Origin of the sequence: Chitinolyticbacter albus (genome assembly GCF_024437655.1) — a bacterium.
Classification (GTDB): Bacteria; Pseudomonadota; Gammaproteobacteria; order Burkholderiales; family Chitinibacteraceae; genus Chitinolyticbacter; species Chitinolyticbacter albus.
The window spans coordinates 111834-129789 of the sequence record NZ_JANBVF010000006.1 but is presented as its reverse complement, the minus strand read 5'-3'; the positions used below and the strand labels follow the sequence as shown (position 1 = coordinate 129789).

Genomic DNA, 17956 nt, shown 5'->3' with positions numbered 1-17956 from the left:
CTTGATCCGCTGGCAACTCGTTCTGGCGGCCGCCGCGGCCGCCCTGCTCACGGCCTGCGCCAGCGGGCCGCAAGCGCCGTCCATGCCCGGCGATTTCGCCGCCGATGGGCGTTTGTCCGCCCGGGGCGACGTGGCGGACCGGGTGATCAACGAATCTGCCAATTTCCGCTGGCGCCGCACGGGCGAGCGCATCGACGTCGAGCTGGGTAGCCCGCTGGGCGACACCCAGGCGCGGCTGGCCGTTGTCGCGGGGCAGGCGACGCTGACGCTGGCCGATGGTCGCAGTGCGACGGCGCCGGATGCCGACGCCTTGCTGACCGAGCTGACCGGCCTCGCTTTGCCGGTTTCCCGGCTGCGGTGGTGGCTGGAAGGCGTGCCATCTCCCGACACGACGGTCGACGAACTCGAGGCCGATGGCGCGAGTCGGCGCTTTACGCAGGATGGCTGGGAAGTGGCGCTGTTTAACGCTGAACCCTATCCGAAGCGCTTGACGCTCAAGCGCGACCGTTTCGAAGTCCGTATTGCAGTTTCATCCTGGCAATGACCGTATCCGATACCTGGCAGGCCTATCCGGCGCCGGCCAAGCTCAACCTGTTCCTGCATATCGTCGGCCGGCGTGCCGACGGTTACCACCTGCTGCAATCGGTGTTCCAGCTGATCGATCTTGCCGACACCCTCCACCTGCGGGTACGAAGCGATGGCGTGGTGGCGCACCACAACCCGATTCCGGGCGTACCCGCCGATGACGATCTGACGGTGCGCGCGGCCCGGCTGTTGCAGCGCGAGACCGGTTGCACGCTGGGTGTCGACATCCGCATCGACAAGCGCTTGCCCATGGGGGGCGGCATCGGCGGCGGCAGCTCGGACGCGGCAACGGTGTTGCTTGCGCTCAACCGCCTGTGGGGCTTGAACCTGGCGCGCTCGCGACTGATGCAGCTCGGGCTGCAGCTCGGTGCCGACGTGCCTTTCTTTATTTTCGGCAAGAACGCATTTGTCGAAGGGGTGGGTGAGTTGATGACCCCTGTCGAGACGCCGCGCGGATGGTATGTGGTGCTGCATCCCGGCGTGCACGTACCCACGCCCGCGATCTTCAAGTCGGCGGCGTTGCGACGTGATTGCGTGCCGGTGGCGAGCGATGCAATCGACTATGGTCGCGTTGAAAATGTCATGGAATCAGTGGCTTGCTCGCTGTTTCCCGAAGTGGCCGCCGCGCGTGACTGGCTGGGGCTATATGCGCCAGCGCGCATGACCGGATCGGGAGCATGTGTTTTTGCATTTTTCGCTTCACAAACCGAAAGTGCTTATGTATTATCTCGGTCTCCTGACGAGTTGACCGGCTTTCAAGCCAGAACACTTGATCAGCACCCGTTGTATGAATACGCCGGCGAAGGCTAGCGGATTCATTAGGGGAGTCGCCAAGTTGGTTAAGGCATCGGATTTTGATTCCGACATTCGAGGGTTCGAATCCTTCCTCCCCTGCCAGTTTTAAGGAATAGAAAAGCGTGTAATCCCGATTGATTACACGCTTTTCGTTTTTCAGGGCTAGCAAATGGCTTACGACAGCCTCATGGTGTTCACCGGCAACGCTAACCCCAAGCTTGCCGAGAGCGTCGTCAATCATCTGGATATTTCCCTCGGTCGCGCCTCGGTAGGGCGCTTTTCCGATGGTGAAGTGACGGTGGAACTGCTGGAGAACGTGCGCGGTCGCGACGTTTTCGTATTGCAATCGACCTGTGTGCCGACCAACGACAACATCATGGAAGTGATGCTGATCGTCGATGCACTCAAGCGTGCATCCGCCGGCCGGATCACCGCGGCGATTCCGTACTTCGGCTATGCCCGCCAGGATAGGCGTCCACGCTCGGCGCGCGTGCCGATCTCGGCCAAGATCATCGCCAACATGCTGCAGGTCGCCGGTGTCGATCGCGTGCTGACCGTCGATGTGCATGCCGACCAGATCCAGGGTTTCTTCGATATTCCGGTCGACAACATCTATTCGACTCCGGTGCTGCTGGCCGACATCCGCGCGCAAAACCACGAGAACCTGATGGTGGTGAGCCCGGACGTCGGCGGTGTGCTGCGTGCCCGCGCCATGGCCAAGCAGTTGAACGTCGACATGGCCATCATCGACAAGCGTCGCCCCAAGGCCAACGTGGCCGAAGTGATGCACATCATCGGTGACGTGGCCGATCGCACCTGCGTGATCATCGACGACATGATCGATACCGCCAATACGCTGTGCAAGGCCGCTGCCGCGCTGAAGGCGCACGGTGCCAAGCGCGTGCTGGCCTATGCCACGCACCCGGTGTTCTCGGGGGCCGCAGTCGAGCGCATCCTGCAGTCCGATCTCGACGAAGTGGTGGTGACCGATACCATCCCGCTATCCGAGGCGGGCCAGGTGTCGGACCGCATCCGTGTCGTATCGATCGCGGGCCTCCTGGCCGAGACGATGCGCCGCATCAACAACGAAGAGTCGGTCTCGTCGTTGTTTGTCGATTGATTTGAAGGCCCTGCCTTGCGGCGGGGCCTGCGTTATTTGGGGGAATCGTCCCCCGGATCTGGCGCCAACCTGGTCGCGGGTGGCGTCGGTTTTTTACTGGAGCAAGACCATGACCTACGAAATTAGCGCTGAATCGCGCGATCTGCAGGGTACGGGTGCGAGCCGCCGCCTGCGCAAGGCCGGCCAACTGCCCGGCATCGTCTACGGTGGCAACAAGGAGCCGAAGGCGGTTTCGCTCGATCACAACAGCATGTACTACAAGCTGCAAGAAGAAGCGTTCCACACTGCGCTGGTGAAGCTGACCGTTGGTGCCGAGACCGAACAGGTTCTCGTGCGCAACGTGCAATACCATCCGTTCCGCCAACTGGTTCTGCATATCGACTTCCAACGCGTCGATGACAGCACCAAGGTTGAACTGAAGGTGCCGCTGCACTTCAAGAACGGCGACAACTCCGTTGGTGTGAAGCTGCAAGGCGGTACGATCAGCCACATCCTGAACGAAGTGGCCGTGCGTTGTGTGGCGACCAAGATCCCCGACTTCATCGAAGTCGACCTTGGCAACCTCGACGTTACCCACACTTCGGTTCACTTGTCCGACCTCAAGCTGCCGGAAGGCGTTGAGCTGGTGTCGCTGGTCCGCGGCGAAAACCTCGGCGTGGCCAACCTCAACGGTGCCAAGGCCGGCGAGTAATCGCGAGCCTGAATGCAAAAAAGCCGGCGCAAGCCGGCTTTTTTGTTGTGCTCGATTTCACCCGCGCAGGATATTTCCGACTTCACGCTGGCCATTATCGGCCGCGCCGCGGTGGCCGGAGCGCCGCAATGCCGTCAGCCACTCTTCGACCAGCGCCTCGAGGGCGTCGCCGTCCTTCAGTGTGGCAAAGCGTTCGGCCAGCTTGGATTCCCAGCCTTCGCCGAGAAACTCGTGGGTGATGCGGATCACTACCTGCTGCACTTGGGCCAGTCGCGTGTCGGCGGGCAGCTTGTCGTAGGGGGTGTGAACCACCGGTGCGTGCGTAGCTGCAGCGCCGGAGATTGGCATGATGAGATTGAGTTGCTGCAGCAGCCGGATCACATCGCTGGCGCCAGGCATCATCGACGCCAAGTCGTCGAAGCTGCGGCGGCCGTCGACCATGATCAACAGCTGCCGCGCCTTGAGTGGCACCTGCCCGCTGCGCTCGGTCAGTTCGCGTTGGCCTAGGTCGGTCTTCTGGTAAACGGTTGCCATGATCGCACTCTCCAAACAGTATTGCTGTTTTCTAATATATGAGGAGAGTACTGTGTTGCACAGGGTTTACTTACGTATTTTTGCGGCAATGGTTGTATTTATCCGACATTCGGCATGGTTCATATAAATTCCAGCGCTGCAATTACATAAATATTACAAAGAACCGTAAGAATGTAGGCCTGATAAAAACATGTTCACGCCAATGAAGGCAAAAGTGGTGACCAGCAGGCCAACCACCGACCACCATGCGAGTACCGTGCCACGCCAGCCTTTGACGAGGCGTACGTGCAGCCAGGCCGCGTAGTTGAGCCAGACGATCAGCGCCCAGGTTTCCTTCGGATCCCAGCTCCAGTAACCGCCCCAGGCTTCCGCCGCCCACATCGCGCCGAGGATGGTGGCAATGGTGAAGAAGAGGAAGCCGACGGCGATCGCCTTGTAGGCCACCTCATCCAGCGTTTCCGGCTTGGGCAGGAAGCTGGCGAGCAGGCCGCGATTGAGCGCCAGCAGCAGCATGCCGGCGACGGCCAGGATGAAGAGCGCGACCAAGCCGCTGCCAGCCCCCAGCTTGGGGAACCATTCTGCCCCCTTGAGCTGAAAGGTAATGCCTGCCGCGATGAGCAAGGTGGCAACGCCATATAGCGCGACCCGGTTGCCACCGGGCAGGGTGGGGGCTGGCACCGCCAGCAACCAGGCCATGCCCAGCATGGCCGACAGGGCGAAGGCCCCGTAGCCGATGAAGTTGGCCGGCACATGGATCTTCATCCACCACGATTGCAGCGCCGGGATCAGCGGCTGGATCTCGTGGGCCTGGCGATCGAAGCTGTACCACAGGATGAAGCAGACGGCGGCCGAGATCACCAGCAGCACGAAGGCACCCATGGCGCGCGCCTGGAACTTGGCCTCGTAATAGAGGTACATCAGCGCGGTGATCAGGCAGAACAGCACGAATACTTCGTACAGGTTGGAGACGGGAATGTGGCCGACGTCGCTGCCGATTAGATAGCTCTCGTACCAGCGCACCAGCTTGGAGATCAGTGCAGCACCCGCGGCGGCCCAGGCGAGTCCGGAGGCGATCGACAGCGCGGTGTTCGAGCGGCGCAGCAGGCCCAGCCAATAGAGCGCGGTGGCAAGGAAGAACAGCACGCACATCCACATCACGGCCGACTGGCTCGATAGCAAGTACTTGAGCCAGAACACCGCCTGGCCGCGGGCCAGATCGCCCTGATACAGCGCCATGGCGCCGATGGCGATGGCGGCGCACGCCGGCAGGAACACGCGCATCGGCCGCCAGAACCAGCCCAGCCAAATGATGCCTGCGGCAGAACCGATAAGAATGCCCTGTTCGTAGTAATCCATGAACTCGCGGTAGCGGCTGAAGGCGGTGAAGCCGGCAAAGATCACCAGCAGCGCAAAGGCGAAGTCGAGCGGGCTGCGTTGTTTAAGGGCTTGCATGGGGGCGCTCATCGGGGTGTTCGTTGGTATCGGGCAGCAGCGCGGCAACGTGGCGGGCAAAGCTGCGATCGAGCTCGGCATCGTGGCGGCTGGCGGTCATGGCGAGCAGGGTCTGGCCGTTCGCGGTACGCAGCCACAGTCGTTCTTCGCGCAGATAGAACATGCAATAGATGCCGATCACCAGCAACAGACAGCCCAGGTAGACAATGTTCTGCCCTGGCGCGCGCGCCAACTGGAAGCCACTGGCCTGCACTTCTTCGAAGCCGGTGGGCTGCAGGTAGACTGGGCCGCCGTAGTCGAACAGGCTGCTGGTGGCAACGAGGCTATCCATCAGGAAGCGGTATTGCTCGCCGTCCATGGGCAGCGTGGGCAGGCCGGCGCGTTGCTGCGCCACGTCCATGGCGTCGCCGACGGCACCCTGCAGGATCTTGAGGTAGGTCTGCGCCACCGTTTCGCGCTGGGCGTCGGGAACCTCAGCCTTGAGGAAGGCATCGAGCGCCGGAAAACCCCCGTTGCCGAACTGGGCGAGCAGGCTTTGCGTGACCTGCTCGAACTGTTGGCGGTTGGTGGCCGAGAAGCCACCGCCCTTGAAGGCTGTATCCGCAGTGCGGCGGGCGATTTCCGGGTAGAGCGACTTGTCGAGCAGCACCGCGCGCAGTCGCATGAACGTCGCCGGGCTGGCGTCTTTATCAAGCGGAACGCGCACGAAGGCAAACTGTTCAGCCACCTCGCGGCGCAGGCCGGTCAACAGATAGAGCGCATCATTCTCGCTGAATGGAGCGAGATAGTTCAGATACTCGACCGCCTGGCCCGCATCGTCGCGCAGCTTGAACTGAATCGACGGGCCGAGGTTGCGCAGGTTGTGTTCGGCCTTGACCGATTGCGCGTTGGCCAGCGCCTGCTCGAAACGATTGACCGCCACGGTGGAGGTGGCCTGCTCGGTGCGACCCAGGTTCTCGATGTTGAACACGCGCAGGTCGCCGAATTCGAGCTTGTAGTCGCGCTCCGCCATGCGCAGCGCCTGCGTGCTTTGCGATTGGGCAGCCAGCGCTTGCGCCGTGCCGCCAGCGAGCTGCCACAGCTGGAAGGAGAGCGGTGAGCCGCCATCACCGAAGCTCGCCTGGTAGATAGCGACGCCTTCATGGATCAACGGCTTGTTGACCTCGACGGTGGCGCTCTTCAACACCTTGCCGCTCTTGCGATCGAGGACGTCCACGTCGGAGGCGAAGCGCTTGGGCTGGCCGGTGCTGTAGTGCTCGACGTGGAAGGCCTTGAGGTGCAGTGCGAACGGCAGCTCCTGGACGAAATAGCCTTGGCCCGAATTGAGGAAGACCACGTCGCCGGTGCCGCCTTCTGGCAAGGTCACATTGCCGCGAAACGCCGGGTTGTCCCTGCCCAGGCGGCTTTGCGCCGGAACCTGGCTTTGCGGCAGATCGCGCGTTTCCGGCGCCTTGCTGCCGGTGAGTTCACGCAGCTTGAGCGGCAGGTTGCCGTCGAGCAGGCCGCCGACGCAGATCACGACGATGGCGGAGTGGGCGAAGAAGTAGCCCAAGCGCTGACCGGCGCCTTTCTTGGCAGCGATGATGCGCATGCCGTCGGCCTCGCGCTCGCGAAAACGGAATCCCTGCGCGGCGAGGTAGGGCTTGACCCGGTCCAGGTCGAGCCCGGTATCGACTTCGACGTGATGCGCCATCAGCCGCAAGGAATTGTGGCTGGCGTGTTCGCGAAAGCTCTTGATGTCGCGCAGCATGCCGGGCAGGTGGCGCCAGATGCACAGCGAGATCGAGACGACGAGAAACAGCAGCAGCAACAGAAACCAGCTGGCGTGGTAGACATCGAACAGGCCCAGCGGCTCGAAGAAGCGGAACCAGAATTCGCCGAACTCGATGCGATAGTTCACATACGGTTCGTTCTGCTTGAGTACGGTGCCGATCACGGCGGCGATGGCGAGCACGACCAAGAGGCCGATGGCGAAGCGCATCGACGAGAACAGGTCGAACAAGGCGCGACCGAAGGAGAGGTGTTTGAGGCGTTTATCGGTCATGAATGCGACAAGGGGCGTGGTACGCCCCTTGTGCCTTGGTATGGTCCCCGGCTTAGGGCCGGCGAGGCCAGATTAGTTCAGGGCCTGGATGTATTCCGCGACCGCCTTGATTTCAGCGTCCGACATCTTGGCGGCCACCTGGGTCATCACCGTGTTGTTGGCGCGCTCGCCGGAGCGGAACGCCTTCAACTGGGCTTCGGTGTAGCTGTTGTGCTGCCCGGCCACGCGCGGGAACTGGGCGGGGATGCCTGCACCGTTCGGGCTGTGACAGGCCATACAGGCCGGGATGCCCTTGGCGGAGACGCCACCACGGTAGATCTTCTTGCCGGCGTCGATCAGCGTCTTGTTCGATGCGCCGCGTGCCTTGGCGCTCTGCGAGCCGTAGTAGGCAGCCACGTTCTTCATGTCGTCTTCCGACAGCGGCGAAGCCATGCCCAGCATCACCGGGTTCTTGCGCACCTGCTTCTTGAATTCGGCCAACTGCTTGACGATGTATTCCGGATGCTGGCTGGCGAGGTTGGGATTCGCCGCGGCCACGCTGTTGCCGTCGGTGCCATGACAGGCGGCACAGACCGTGTCGACGATCTGCTTGCCCTTGACCGGATCACCCTTGCCGGCCGCAAATACGGACGGGCTCAGCAGCACCGCTGCAAGCGTTGCGACGAATACTGCGGCCTTAGGCGCACTGCGCATAACCCTGCTCCCTGTTGCTATTGTTGTCGCGGCCTTTCGGCCGGTGTGCGATCAAATCCTGTTATTCTATACGAAGACTTTTTACCCCACCACACACCATGTCCCTGTTCCGCGGCCTGCAATTCCTTACCACCGTCAACGACCTGCGCGCCTTGCCGCAGGAAGGGGTGGAGGTCGCCTTCGCCGGCCGTTCCAATGCCGGTAAATCGAGTGCGATCAATACGCTGGCCAACCACACCCGACTTGCCTTTGTTTCGAAGACGCCGGGGCGTACGCAGCATATCAATTACTTCGACTTTGGTGCCGAGCGCCGCCTGGTCGACCTGCCAGGCTACGGCTACGCCGAAGTGCCTGCCGCCGTGCGCGCGCACTGGGAAAAGCTGCTGGGTCAGTACCTGGTGGGGCGTAGCAATCTGATCGGCCTCGTGCTGATCATGGATGCGCGCCGCCCGCTCACCACGCTCGATCGTCGCATGCTCGACTGGTTTTTGCCCACTGGCAAGCCAGTACACTGCCTGCTCACCAAGGCCGACAAGCTGTCGCGCCAGGAGCAGACCAAGATTTTGCGCGAAGTGGAGAAGGAATTTTCCGGGGATGGGCAGCTCACGGTGCAGCTGTTTTCCAGCCTGAAAAAGCAGGGTGCCGAGCAGGTGGAAGAGGTCGTGGGGGCTTGGTTCGCCGCGTGCGCCACTGACAATATGACGGACGGTGCATAGTCTGGCTTGAACTTTCTTAACCGATTCCTATCTTATGAGTCAGGTGCGCCCCTGCACCTCCCGCTTTTCCTCCCTGAGCGGGTGCCTCGGCGACATGCCGGGGCCGTTAAGCCCCGGTCACTCTCCCCTTGAGACCGGGGTTTCTTTTTAGGTGTCGCAAAACGGTATCCTGATCAATAAAAACGCGCCCCAAGGCGCGTTTTTATTGGGTGCGAGCGATCCGGCTTATAGCCCCAGTCGCTGGCAGACCGTTCCCACCGCGCCTGCGGCATTGAGCGTATAGAAATGCAGACCCGGCGCTCCGCCTGCGAGCAGCTTGTCGCACAGCTCGGTGACCACATCAAGCCCGTAGGCACGGATGGCCGCAGCGTCGTCGCCGAACGACGCCAGCCGCAAGCGCAGCCAGCGCGGGATCTCGGCGCCGCACGTGTCGGAGAAACGCGCAAGCTGGCTGAAATTCTGGATCGGCATGACGCCGGGAACGATGGGTACCGTGACTCCACGGGCACGCACTTCATCGACGAAACGGAAATACGCGTCGGCGTTGAAGAAATACTGCGTGATCGCCGCGTTGGCGCCGGCATTCACCTTGTTTACGAAGTTGCGGATATCGGCTTCGGCGTTCTGCGCTTGCGGGTGGTATTCCGGGTAGCCCGCGACCTCGATACGGAACCAGTCGCCGTGCTGTTCGCGGATAAAAGCGACGAGTTCATTGGCGTAACGGAATTCGCCGACGTCGACCATGCCGGACGGGATATCGCCGCGCAGCGCGACGATGCGGCGTATGCCGTGCTCGCGATAATCGGCCAGCAAGGCGGTGATCGCATCGCGGGTCGAGCCGATGCACGACAGGTGCGGCGCGGCGTTGAAGCCTTCACCCTGGATTTCCAGCACCGCGTTGCGCGTGCCTTCCTGCGTGGTGCCGCCGGCGCCGAAGGTCACAGAGAAGAACTCGGGCTTGAATTGCGCAAGCTGATGCCGCGTATTGCGCAGCTTTTCCACGCCTTCCTGCGTCTTGGGCGGGAAGAATTCAAAACTGATATGGCGCTTCGCGTCGGTAGTGAGGTGTGAGGTGGGTGTGGTCATCACTGCATCCAGTGGCGGGGAGGGCGGGTGAGTCTTCACTCACGCCCAGCCCATCGGGTTCTTAGTAGCGATAGTGCGCCGGCTTGTACGGGCCTTCCTTGGGCACGCCGATGTAGGCGGCCTGCTCGGTGGACAGCGTGGTCAGCTTGGCGCCGATCTTCTTCAGGTGCAGGCGGGCGACCATCTCATCCAGATGCTTGGGCAGCACGTAGACGCCGACCGGATACTGGTCGAGCTTGGTGTAGAGCTCGATCTGCGCCAGCACCTGGTTGGCGAAGGAATTGGACATCACGAAGCTGGGGTGGCCGGTGGCGCAACCCAGGTTCACCAGGCGGCCTTCGGCCAGGAGGATGATGCGCTTACCGTCGGGGAAGACGATATGGTCGACCTGCGGCTTGATGTTGTCCCATTCGTACTGGCGCAGCGATGCGACTTCGATTTCGCTGTCGAAGTGGCCGATGTTGCAGACGATGGCGTTGTGGCGCATGCGCTTCATGTGCTCATGCGTGATCACGCCGACGTTGCCGGTGGTGGTGACGAAGATGTCGGCTTCGCCGGCGATCTCATCCATCAGCACCACGCGATAGCCTTCCATGGCGGCTTGCAGTGCGCAGATCGGATCGATCTCGGTGACCCACACCGTTGCGCCCAGGCCACGCAGCGATTGGGCGCAGCCCTTGCCCACGTCGCCGTAACCGAGCACCACGGCGACCTTGCCGGCGATCATCACGTCGGTGGCGCGCTTGATGCCGTCGACCAGCGATTCGCGGCAGCCGTACAGGTTGTCGAACTTGGACTTGGTGACCGAGTCGTTGACGTTGATCGCCGGGAACGCCAGCTTGCCCTGCTCGTGCATCTGGTAGAGGCGATGTACGCCGGTGGTGGTTTCCTCGGTCACGCCCTTGATGGCGGCGAGCCGCGTGGAATACCACTTCGCATCCTTGGCGATCTGCGCTTTGATCGCGGCGTAGAGCACGGTTTCTTCTTCGTTGGTCGGGTTGGCAACCAGCGACAGATCGGATTCAGCACGCGCACCCAGATGCAGCAGCAGCGTGGCATCGCCGCCGTCGTCGAGGATCATGTTGGCGTATTGGCCGTTGCCGAAATCGAAGATGCGATGGGTGAATTCCCAGTATTCCTCCAGCGATTCGCCCTTGTAGGCGAACACGGGGGTGCCGGCGGCGGCGATGGCGGCGGCGGCGTGATCCTGCGTCGAGAAGATGTTGCACGATACCCAGCGCACGTCGGCGCCCAGCGCCTGCAGCGCCTCGATCAGCACGCCGGTCTGGATGGTCATGTGCAGCGAGCCGGCGATACGTGCGCCCTTGAGTGGCTGCTGCGCGCCGTATTGCTCGCGCACAGCCATCAGGCCCGGCATTTCGGTTTCGGCGATGTTCAGTTCCTTGCGGCCCCAGGCGGCAAGGGAGATATCGGCAACGTGGTAATCGGTGAATTCGGCCACGGTGGTGCTCCTGTGTGGCCGGGGGGATGCGGCCCACCCGTCATCCCAAGCCCGGCAGGGGTTGGAAGGGGTGAGCGCCGTTGTGATGAATCCGAGCCTGGCCCGCTAGGGTGCGGATCGCAGCGCTCCTCGGAATGCCGGCATGATAACGAATCGGTTGCCACTTGCCGAGCCCGTCGCGACTTGCGGCTGGCGCATCACGCCCATCCGGCCGGTGTGCATGCGATCCATGTCGAGCGCGCGTAGCGGTCGCTGGCGATTTCTGCGGCTGCAGCCGTGTGTGCCGTACTCACAAGGGGCTTGGTCCGCGATTGTGAATTTTGCTATGCGGGTACTCTGAATCGAGGGGTAAGGTGAAGTGGCCTCTAACGCACAAGGAGCAATCCGATGCTGAAAACGACACTTTCCCTGCTTGCCAGCTCCGTATTGCTGGTGGGCATACAGGCTTATGCCGACAACGTCGCGCCGGAAACGGCGACCGGCGCGTCCAAGGAGCCACAGGCTCAATCTCAATCGAAAAAGTCGCCTGCCGAGCGCCGCGCCGGCATCCGCAAGATGGCCCAGGAATCGCTGAACGAGATCTACGCCAAGCATCCGAAGGCCAAGGACGACATTGCCAAGGCGGCGGGTTATGCGGTGTTCAATACCGGCAGCGTGCAGGTGGTGTTTCTCGGCGCAGGCGGTGGCGAAGGCGTGGCCGTCAGCGGTGGCAAGGAAACCTTTATGAGCGTGGTGCAGGCCAAGGCAGGGCTGGGGCTGGGCGCCAAGAATACGCGTCTGGTACTGGTGTTCACCGACGCCGCGGCCTACAAGAAGTTCATCACCAAGGGCTGGACACTGGAAGGCCAGGGCACGGCGGCCGCGAAGGCGGGCGATAGCGGTGGCGATGTGTCAGGCGCTGCGCTCGTTTCCAAGGGGGTCTATGCCTACCAGTTCACCGAGAACGGTCTGACCGCGGAAGTGACAGTCGCAGGTGGCAAGTATTCGGTCAACAAGGAACTCAACAGCGGCAATTAGGCTGCCACGCGATAAAGCGGCTCCGCTTCGGCGGGGCCGCTTTTATTGCGCAATCACAGGCCGCGTTCGCTTTGCCAGAGCGCGGCGAGCCAGGACCACGCCTGGCCAGCCAGGCTGCGGTGCTCGCGCTCCAGGGTGACTTTGCCGGGCAGCTCGACCCGAATCGAGCGATGGTCGCATTGAGTCAGGCGCACGCGAAAGGTGGCTTCCAGCGGCAGGAGTCCTTCGGCTTTGCGCACGGTGCTGATCGCGCCGCCGTGCACGCTGGCGAGATAAGGCTGGGGCAAGGCGCGCAGGTTGACCGTTTCGGCCTGTGCCTCGCGACAGCGGATACGGCCAAATTCGGGCAGATCGGCGATGAAGACACCGCCGCCAGTCGCACGCAGCGCATCGTGATCGGACTCGCCCACGTAGGCCTCGGCCTTGAGCGCGTTGTCGTTGCCGATGATCTGGTAGAGCTTTTCACCGCGCGCGAGCCAGGCGCCGTCGGCGATGAAGGAATTGGCTTCGGCCACGCGTCCGGCGAACGGCGCGCGGATTTCCAGCCGGCTGCGCTGCATGGCAAGGCCCGTGACCTCCTCATGCGCGGCTATCCAGCGGCGGCGCAAAACGTCGCCTTCCTCCTGCAGCTTTGCGTCAAACGGCTGCTGTTCGACTTGCCAGCGCAAGGTGATCTCCTGCTGGCGAGCCGCCTGCCATCGGAAATCGAGTTCTGGCGAGACGATGCGTGCCAGCACCTGGCCCGCGTGTACTGCGTCGCCTTCGCGGACGAACTCGCCGGTGATGCGGCCCGTTTCGGCGGCGTAGAGCGCCAGGCTCTGGCTCGCGCCCAGCACCGCCGGCGCGCGCACGCTGCCGCGCCAGGGGACGAAGGCGAGCAGCAGCAAGGCACCAATGATGACGAGCGTACGGCGCGTGACGCCATTCCAGCCCAGGTCGGTGCGGCGTCGCCACCAGGCCTTGAGCTCGCGCCACACCGGCAGCACGATGAACCAGCCCAGTTCGACCGCCAGCATCGCCAGGCCCAGGGCCTTGAAGAACAGGTGGTAGACCATGAGCGCGATGCCGATGAACAGCACCAGCCGGTACAGCCAGGTGGCGAAGGCAAAACCGATCAGGAAGCGCTGGCGGGCGGGCGAGAACGGCTCCGGCGGCGTATCGCCCAGTCCGAACAGTACTTCGCGCAGCCACCAGCGCCCGAGCGCAAAGGCGCGCTCGTGCAGATTGGGCAGATTCAGCGCATCGGCCAGCAGGAAATAGCCGTCGAAGCGCATGAAGGGGCTGGCGTTGATCGCCAGCGTGATCAGCCAGGTGCTGGTGGCGAGCAGGAACACACCGGCGCGCAAAGGGCCGTCGGGCATGAAGTTCCACGCCAGCGTGGCGCAGGCGGCCAGCGCCAGTTCGGCCAGCATGCCGGCGGCGCCGATCTTGAGCCGATCCTCGCGCCGCGTCAGCTTCCACGCTTCGTTGGTGTCGGTGTAGAGCACGGGCCACAGCACCATAAAGGCCACGCCCATGGTCGGCACGCGACAGCCGTAGCGGTACGCGGTGAGCGCGTGGCCGAACTCGTGCAGGACCTTGGCCAAAGTGAGCGCAATGCCGATGCCGAAGAGGCCCCGGACGCCGGTATACGACGAGAACGTATGCATGAATTCGTCCCAGCGACGCGATGCCAGGAATAGCCCCACGAGCGCGATTCCGGCGATCGCCCACCAGAACCCGGGGTGGAAGATCCAGCGGGTGCGTGGCGCCAGCTGCTTGAGGATGGGCATGGGCCGCAGCAGCGGCAAGCGGAAAAACAGGTAGTGCTTGAGCAGCCACATGGCGTGGCTTGTGCGCTGCGCCGCGGCCGTCTGCCGCAGTCGGGCGCTGTCCTCGGCGCGCCAGGACAGCAGCAGATTGTGCTGCGACAGCAGTTGGAACAGTGCCTCGCAGTCATCCAGGCCAACGGTGAGCGTGGTTTCGTGATTGACCGCGGCGGTGATGGCGGCCGGCTCGCCCAGCGACCAGCGCGACAACAGCTCGAACGCAGACCAGCTCAGCTCATAGAAGCGGTTGGCGGCCGGGTCGTGCAGCGTCCAGGTGGGCGCGCCCGATAGATCGACGGGGCCCGGATGCAGCGTCAGGTCCTGGCGCAGTGGCGGCAGCATCACCAGCCCAGCCATTGCCGCAACGTGGCAATGGGGCGTCGCAGCGCGTAGTAGATGAAGGGCACCCAGCTGCCGGACAGGCGCGCCGTGCCACGAAGCCCCAATCGCGGGGTGTCCTGCACAAAGGCGGCGCGCACCCGGTAGGCCAGTACGCCCTGCTCGGTTTCCTCGGCGCCGTACGAGACGCCGATGATGCGCGCATCGAACGATACGGTCGGGCTGGCGTTGGGGTAGAGCGTGATGGTGTCGCCCGGTGCCAGTTCGATCTGCTCGGCGACCGGCATGTGCGCCACCAGTTCGACCTTGGCCGGATCGGCCAGCAGCAGCACCTTCTCGCCGATGCTCACCGTCTTGCCCTGCCAGTCGTTCACATCGCCGAACACGGCGACGCCGGCGCGCTCGGCCTTGACCTGTACCCGTTCGAGCTGTTCGGACATGTATTGCAGTTCCAGCGACTTCTGCTCCAGCTCGCCCTGCGCCAGTGCCATCTTCACGCGCTCGTTGTCGTCGGTGACGGCAAGCTGCGCTGCCTGGCGATATTCCTCCTCTGCGGTATCGTAAGCCCGTTGGGCCACCGCGCGCCGGGTCTGCAACGCGGCGGTGTCGAGATTGAACAGCGGAGCACCGGCTGCGACGGCTTGGTTGGGTTCGACGTAGAAGCGATCGATCACGCCGTCGAGCGGTGCGCGCACCAGAAAAGGCTGTCGTGGCATCACTTCGGCTGGCGCCAGTACGGTGAGCCTGACCGGGATCAGGCAGGCGAGCGCGATGCCGGCCAGGATGCGCCGTTGCAGCTTGCCGGGGCGCAGCGCGGCCTTGAGCCGGGCGCCGAGCCGCTCGCGCGGCTGGAATGCGGCGAACGCGTGGCCGTAGGCGTGGATGAGCTCTCCGAGCACGGCCTGTTCGTGCTCGGAGAAGCGCGTTTCACGTGCTAGCAGCAGACCGCCTTCGCGCAGGCCGGACGTGCTGTGCAGCGGCAGCCACAGCACATGCTGCGGCAGCCAATCGGCCCAGTCCTCGCCCAGCCCGTCCGGTACGCTGCCCGCATCGAGCGGGGTAGCCACGCTGTATAACTTCGCCAGCTTGCGGCACAGCGGGGCCAGCCATTGCAGATAGGGCGCGTTGGGATCGGTGAGCGGCAGGCCCGACACCGCCGCAACACTGCCAAGACCGGCCTCGGTCCACAGTGCCGCCTGGCGATAGGGAACGAGGTTCAGCGTCTCGTTCACCATCACGAAGCCCAACTCCGCCACGCTGGCCGCCTCGCGGGCGCGGCGCGAGAGCTGGACCAGCGTCAAGAGCGCCTGGTTGGCTGGGGCGTGCTCGATCATGGTGTGGGAAAGCTGGCCCAGCCGCTCATGCCGGGTAACAGGTCTGGATGGTTGCCGGTGATCTGTCCGGTGATGGAGATCGACTGGCTGACCGGGTCGATGCGCGCGCCGGTGCGGATCACCTTGGCCGGGTAGGACAGGCCGAGCTCATCGACGCTGACGGTGAAGGCGGTACCGGGCTTGACGCGGGCCAGCCACTTGGATGGCACGATCATCTGCAATTCGAGCTGACTGACGTCGACGATTTCCAGCAACGGCTTGCCGGGCGTGACGAACTCCGCGCTCGAGGCCATGCGCTTGGCGACACGGCCGGAGAATGGTGCGCCGATGGCGCATTTGCTGACGGTAGTGCGCATATAGGCGGCTTCGGCGGCCGATTCCTTTACCTTGGCTTCGGCCTGCTCCACTTCGAGCTTGCCCACTGAATTGAGCTCGGCCAGGCGCTGGTTCACGCTGAGCAGCTTGCGCGCCGCCTCGTTGGTCGCTTCGGCCTTGCGCAGCTGCGCCTGGAACAGCGTGCAGTCGAACGAGACCAGCGCCTGGCCCTGCTTGAAGCTGTCGCCTTCCTTGAGCGGCAGCCGGGCGATCTTGGCGTTGAGCTCGCTGGAAATCACCACCGATTCACGCGCGGCCAACTGGGTGCGGATGCGGCCGTCCTTGTCGCCCCCCGTAAAGGCCGTGGGCGCCGCCTTGGGAGCCGCGCCCACGGTTGCCGCCAGCGCCAGGCCGGCGAGCACAACGGCCCACTTCATTGCTTCGCCTCCGCGGCCGGGGGTTCCACCAGCAGCTGTTCGCGTTCGGCGATCGCCGTGCGCAGGGTGGCGAGGTCATGCGACTTGACGGTATCGGGCAGCGGATCGACACCCAGTGTTGCCAGCATTTGGCCATACGAGTTCTGCAGCGCACCGTAGCTCTGGTACAGCCGCAGCTCGGACATCATGGCGCTGGCTTGGGCGCGGATCTCGACCAGTTTGCCCTGGGCGTCGGCCTTGGCGGCATTCTTGGTGTGCGTCAGGATGCGCTGATCGACCTCATTCATCTCGTCGGACAGCTCGAACTGGCGCTTGCGGCCGATATATTCGCGATACGCGACATGCACCTGCGTTAGCACGGCCATGTTCAGCGCCAGCCGTTGCTGGCGGGCCACGTCGTATTGCGCTTGCGCGGCACCGCGGATGTTCTGGTAGTTGAGCAGATTCATCAGGTTCCAGCTCACGCGCAGCCCCAGGTCACGCCAGCTCGAATTCACCAGATAGCTGTCGCTGTCGTAATTGGCGCCCAGCTCGATATTGACACCCGGCAGCACCTTGGCCAGCGCCTTCTTGGTTTCCAGCAGCCCGATGCGCTCGTTGTAGCCGGCTTCGACCAGTTCTGGCCGGTTGATGAGCGCGGTTTCCTCCATCGCCTCGGCGGAGACCGGCAGCTTGGGCGAGGAAAAGCCGCTCGGCAGCGCCAGCGCGTACTGTTCGCCGGGCGGAATGTTCATGATGGAAGCCAGCCTTGGCTTGGCCTGGGCCAACTCGTCGCGTACCGATTCGAGCTGGCGCAGGATGTCGAGCAACTGGCGCTGGTAGTTCAGCGTGTCGAGCGGGCCTTGCAGCTTTTCCTTCTCGATCTTGCGCGAGTCGGCGAGCGCGCTGCGCGTCAGCGCGAGCAGCGGTTCGACCTTGGTTTCCAGCTGTTGTGCCCCGACCGCCTGCCAGTACGCCTGGCGCACCTGTTGCATCATCAAATGGACCACCTTGCGCCGGCGCTCGCGCATCACCAGCACCCGATCGGACTGTTGTTGCGCGGTGTAGTAGCTGACGCCGAAATCGAGCACGTTCCACGACATGGTCAGATCGCCCGTGTAGTGCTCGCGATCGGACGAGGTCGACGGGACCAGCGATTGTTCGCCGGTCACGTAGTCCTTGGACGACGAGGCCAGTTCATTGTTGCGCGAAAAGTAGCCGGCCTCGGCCGTTAGCCTCGGCAAGAGGTCGAAGCGCGCCAGGTCGAGCTGGCGCTGCGACAGCGCTTCTTCCATCAGTTTGAGGCGGTGGTCGAGGTTGTACTTGACGGCGCGGGCCATCGCTTCATCGAGCGTGACCGGCCCGGTCAGGGCTTCCTGGTCTGCGAACATGGCCGCGCGCTGCTGCGCGATCCCGGCCTGGCGCTCGTCCTGCGTGATCGGCGTGGGCTGGATGGCGCAACCTGCGAGCAGCGTGCTGGCGATGAGGGCAGCCAGCGGCCTGGGGCGGAAGTGGTAGGAGGGTTTCAAACTGCGATCCTTGTCTTGTG

Annotated in this window: 15 protein-coding genes, 1 tRNA gene, 1 pseudogene and 1 riboswitch; of the genes and pseudogenes, 7 read left to right on the top strand and 10 right to left on the bottom strand. The window is 63.5% G+C overall.

From position 1 onward, the window contains the following. The first annotated feature begins 1 nt into the window (after position 1). The 5 genes from lolB to NLI84_RS05145 all read left to right on the top strand — a co-directional run bounded on the left by lolB (position 2) and on the right by NLI84_RS05145 (position 3191). Complete coding sequence (gene lolB / locus NLI84_RS05165; protein WP_255988649.1) at positions 2-544, top strand: lipoprotein insertase outer membrane protein LolB; 543 nt, start codon at positions 2-4, stop codon at positions 542-544. Then, positions 541-1395, top strand: coding sequence for a 4-(cytidine 5'-diphospho)-2-C-methyl-D-erythritol kinase (gene ispE / locus NLI84_RS05160; RefSeq protein ID WP_255988648.1), 855 nt, complete (start codon positions 541-543; stop codon positions 1393-1395). The genes lolB and ispE overlap by 4 nt, the downstream gene beginning before the upstream one ends. Before the next feature lie 10 nt (positions 1396-1405). Next, a tRNA-Gln gene (locus tag NLI84_RS05155) sits at positions 1406-1482 on the top strand. A gap of 67 nt (positions 1483-1549) precedes the next feature. After that, a complete protein-coding gene (locus NLI84_RS05150) occupies positions 1550-2500 on the top strand; it encodes a ribose-phosphate pyrophosphokinase (protein WP_255988646.1) in 951 nt (316 codons plus the stop codon). A 109-nt stretch (positions 2501-2609) separates the two neighbouring features. Continuing rightward, entirely contained in the window at positions 2610-3191 is a 582-nt protein-coding gene (locus tag NLI84_RS05145; RefSeq protein WP_255988645.1) for a 50S ribosomal protein L25/general stress protein Ctc, read from the top strand. A gap of 57 nt (positions 3192-3248) precedes the next feature. Here the strand turns inward: NLI84_RS05145 and NLI84_RS05140 are convergent, their stop codons facing one another. The 4 genes and pseudogenes from NLI84_RS05140 to NLI84_RS05125 all read right to left on the bottom strand — a co-directional run bounded on the left by NLI84_RS05140 (position 3249) and on the right by NLI84_RS05125 (position 7914). Continuing rightward, the gene (locus tag NLI84_RS05140) at positions 3249-3725 is read right to left on the bottom strand and encodes a hypothetical protein (RefSeq protein WP_255988644.1); all 477 of its coding nucleotides are present in this window, start codon (positions 3723-3725) and stop codon (positions 3249-3251) included. Positions 3726-3878: 153 nt separating this feature from the next. Next, a pseudogene (ccsB, locus tag NLI84_RS05135) lies at positions 3879-5147 on the bottom strand (c-type cytochrome biogenesis protein CcsB); the annotation flags it as partial. 16 nt (positions 5148-5163) lie between these two features. Next, entirely contained in the window at positions 5164-7221 is a 2058-nt protein-coding gene (locus NLI84_RS05130; protein ID WP_255988641.1) for a cytochrome c biogenesis protein ResB, read from the bottom strand. Positions 7222-7293: 72 nt separating this feature from the next. Then, the gene (locus tag NLI84_RS05125) at positions 7294-7914 is read right to left on the bottom strand and encodes a c-type cytochrome (protein WP_255988637.1); all 621 of its coding nucleotides are present in this window, start codon (positions 7912-7914) and stop codon (positions 7294-7296) included. A gap of 98 nt (positions 7915-8012) precedes the next feature. Between NLI84_RS05125 and yihA the strand changes: the two genes are divergently transcribed. Next, entirely contained in the window at positions 8013-8630 is a 618-nt protein-coding gene (gene yihA / locus NLI84_RS05120; RefSeq protein ID WP_255988636.1) for a ribosome biogenesis GTP-binding protein YihA/YsxC, read from the top strand. 225 nt (positions 8631-8855) lie between these two features. On the opposite strand, the gene metF is transcribed toward yihA, so the two are convergent. Together metF and ahcY are read right to left on the bottom strand one after the other, a co-directional pair. Beyond that, positions 8856-9716, bottom strand: coding sequence for a methylenetetrahydrofolate reductase [NAD(P)H] (gene metF / locus NLI84_RS05115; RefSeq protein ID WP_255988632.1), 861 nt, complete (start codon positions 9714-9716; stop codon positions 8856-8858). Positions 9717-9777: 61 nt separating this feature from the next. After that, positions 9778-11178 (bottom strand): adenosylhomocysteinase, encoded by a 1401-nt coding sequence (gene ahcY / locus NLI84_RS05110; RefSeq protein ID WP_255988631.1) that lies wholly within the window; start codon positions 11176-11178, stop codon positions 9778-9780. 65 nt (positions 11179-11243) lie between these two features. Then, positions 11244-11315: riboswitch (S-adenosyl-L-homocysteine riboswitch) on the bottom strand. A 250-nt stretch (positions 11316-11565) separates the two neighbouring features. On the opposite strand from ahcY, the gene NLI84_RS05105 reads away from it, so the two are divergent. Continuing rightward, entirely contained in the window at positions 11566-12195 is a 630-nt protein-coding gene (locus NLI84_RS05105) for a lipid-binding SYLF domain-containing protein (RefSeq protein WP_255988630.1), read from the top strand. A gap of 53 nt (positions 12196-12248) precedes the next feature. Here the strand turns inward: NLI84_RS05105 and NLI84_RS05100 are convergent, their stop codons facing one another. Genes NLI84_RS05100 through NLI84_RS05085 form a run of 4 tightly spaced genes read right to left on the bottom strand, consistent with a single transcriptional unit; the run spans position 12249 to position 17936 of the window. Beyond that, entirely contained in the window at positions 12249-14360 is a 2112-nt protein-coding gene (locus NLI84_RS05100) for an efflux RND transporter periplasmic adaptor subunit (protein WP_255988629.1), read from the bottom strand. Next, positions 14345-15676 (bottom strand): efflux RND transporter periplasmic adaptor subunit, encoded by a 1332-nt coding sequence (locus NLI84_RS05095; protein WP_255988628.1) that lies wholly within the window; start codon positions 15674-15676, stop codon positions 14345-14347. The genes NLI84_RS05100 and NLI84_RS05095 overlap by 16 nt, the downstream gene beginning before the upstream one ends. Then, a complete protein-coding gene (locus tag NLI84_RS05090) occupies positions 15673-16428 on the bottom strand; it encodes an efflux RND transporter periplasmic adaptor subunit (RefSeq protein WP_255988627.1) in 756 nt (251 codons plus the stop codon). Before NLI84_RS05090 ends, NLI84_RS05095 begins: the two co-directional genes overlap by 4 nt. Next, entirely contained in the window at positions 16425-17936 is a 1512-nt protein-coding gene (locus tag NLI84_RS05085; protein WP_255988626.1) for a TolC family protein, read from the bottom strand. The genes NLI84_RS05090 and NLI84_RS05085 overlap by 4 nt, the downstream gene beginning before the upstream one ends. Positions 17937-17956: the final 20 nt, after the last annotated feature.

Bases quoted from the DNA above. Each gene is read 5' to 3' on its own strand.
- NLI84_RS05150 (WP_255988646.1), top strand. From the start codon at position 1,550: ATGGCTTACGACAGCCTCATGGTGTTCACCGGCAACGCTAACCCCAAG.
- ispE (WP_255988648.1), top strand. From the start codon at position 541: ATGACCGTATCCGATACCTGGCAGGCCTATCCGGCGCCGGCCAAGCTC.
- NLI84_RS05090 (WP_255988627.1), bottom strand. From the start codon at position 16,428: ATGAAGTGGGCCGTTGTGCTCGCCGGCCTGGCGCTGGCGGCAACCGTG.
- NLI84_RS05130 (WP_255988641.1), bottom strand. From the start codon at position 7,221: ATGACCGATAAACGCCTCAAACACCTCTCCTTCGGTCGCGCCTTGTTC.
- metF (WP_255988632.1), bottom strand. From the start codon at position 9,716: ATGACCACACCCACCTCACACCTCACTACCGACGCGAAGCGCCATATC.
- NLI84_RS05105 (WP_255988630.1), top strand. From the start codon at position 11,566: ATGCTGAAAACGACACTTTCCCTGCTTGCCAGCTCCGTATTGCTGGTG.
- yihA (WP_255988636.1), top strand. From the start codon at position 8,013: ATGTCCCTGTTCCGCGGCCTGCAATTCCTTACCACCGTCAACGACCTG.
- NLI84_RS05140 (WP_255988644.1), bottom strand. From the start codon at position 3,725: ATGGCAACCGTTTACCAGAAGACCGACCTAGGCCAACGCGAACTGACC.
- NLI84_RS05100 (WP_255988629.1), bottom strand. From the start codon at position 14,360: ATGGCTGGGCTGGTGATGCTGCCGCCACTGCGCCAGGACCTGACGCTG.
- NLI84_RS05145 (WP_255988645.1), top strand. From the start codon at position 2,610: ATGACCTACGAAATTAGCGCTGAATCGCGCGATCTGCAGGGTACGGGT.
- NLI84_RS05125 (WP_255988637.1), bottom strand. From the start codon at position 7,914: ATGCGCAGTGCGCCTAAGGCCGCAGTATTCGTCGCAACGCTTGCAGCG.
- NLI84_RS05095 (WP_255988628.1), bottom strand. From the start codon at position 15,676: ATGATCGAGCACGCCCCAGCCAACCAGGCGCTCTTGACGCTGGTCCAG.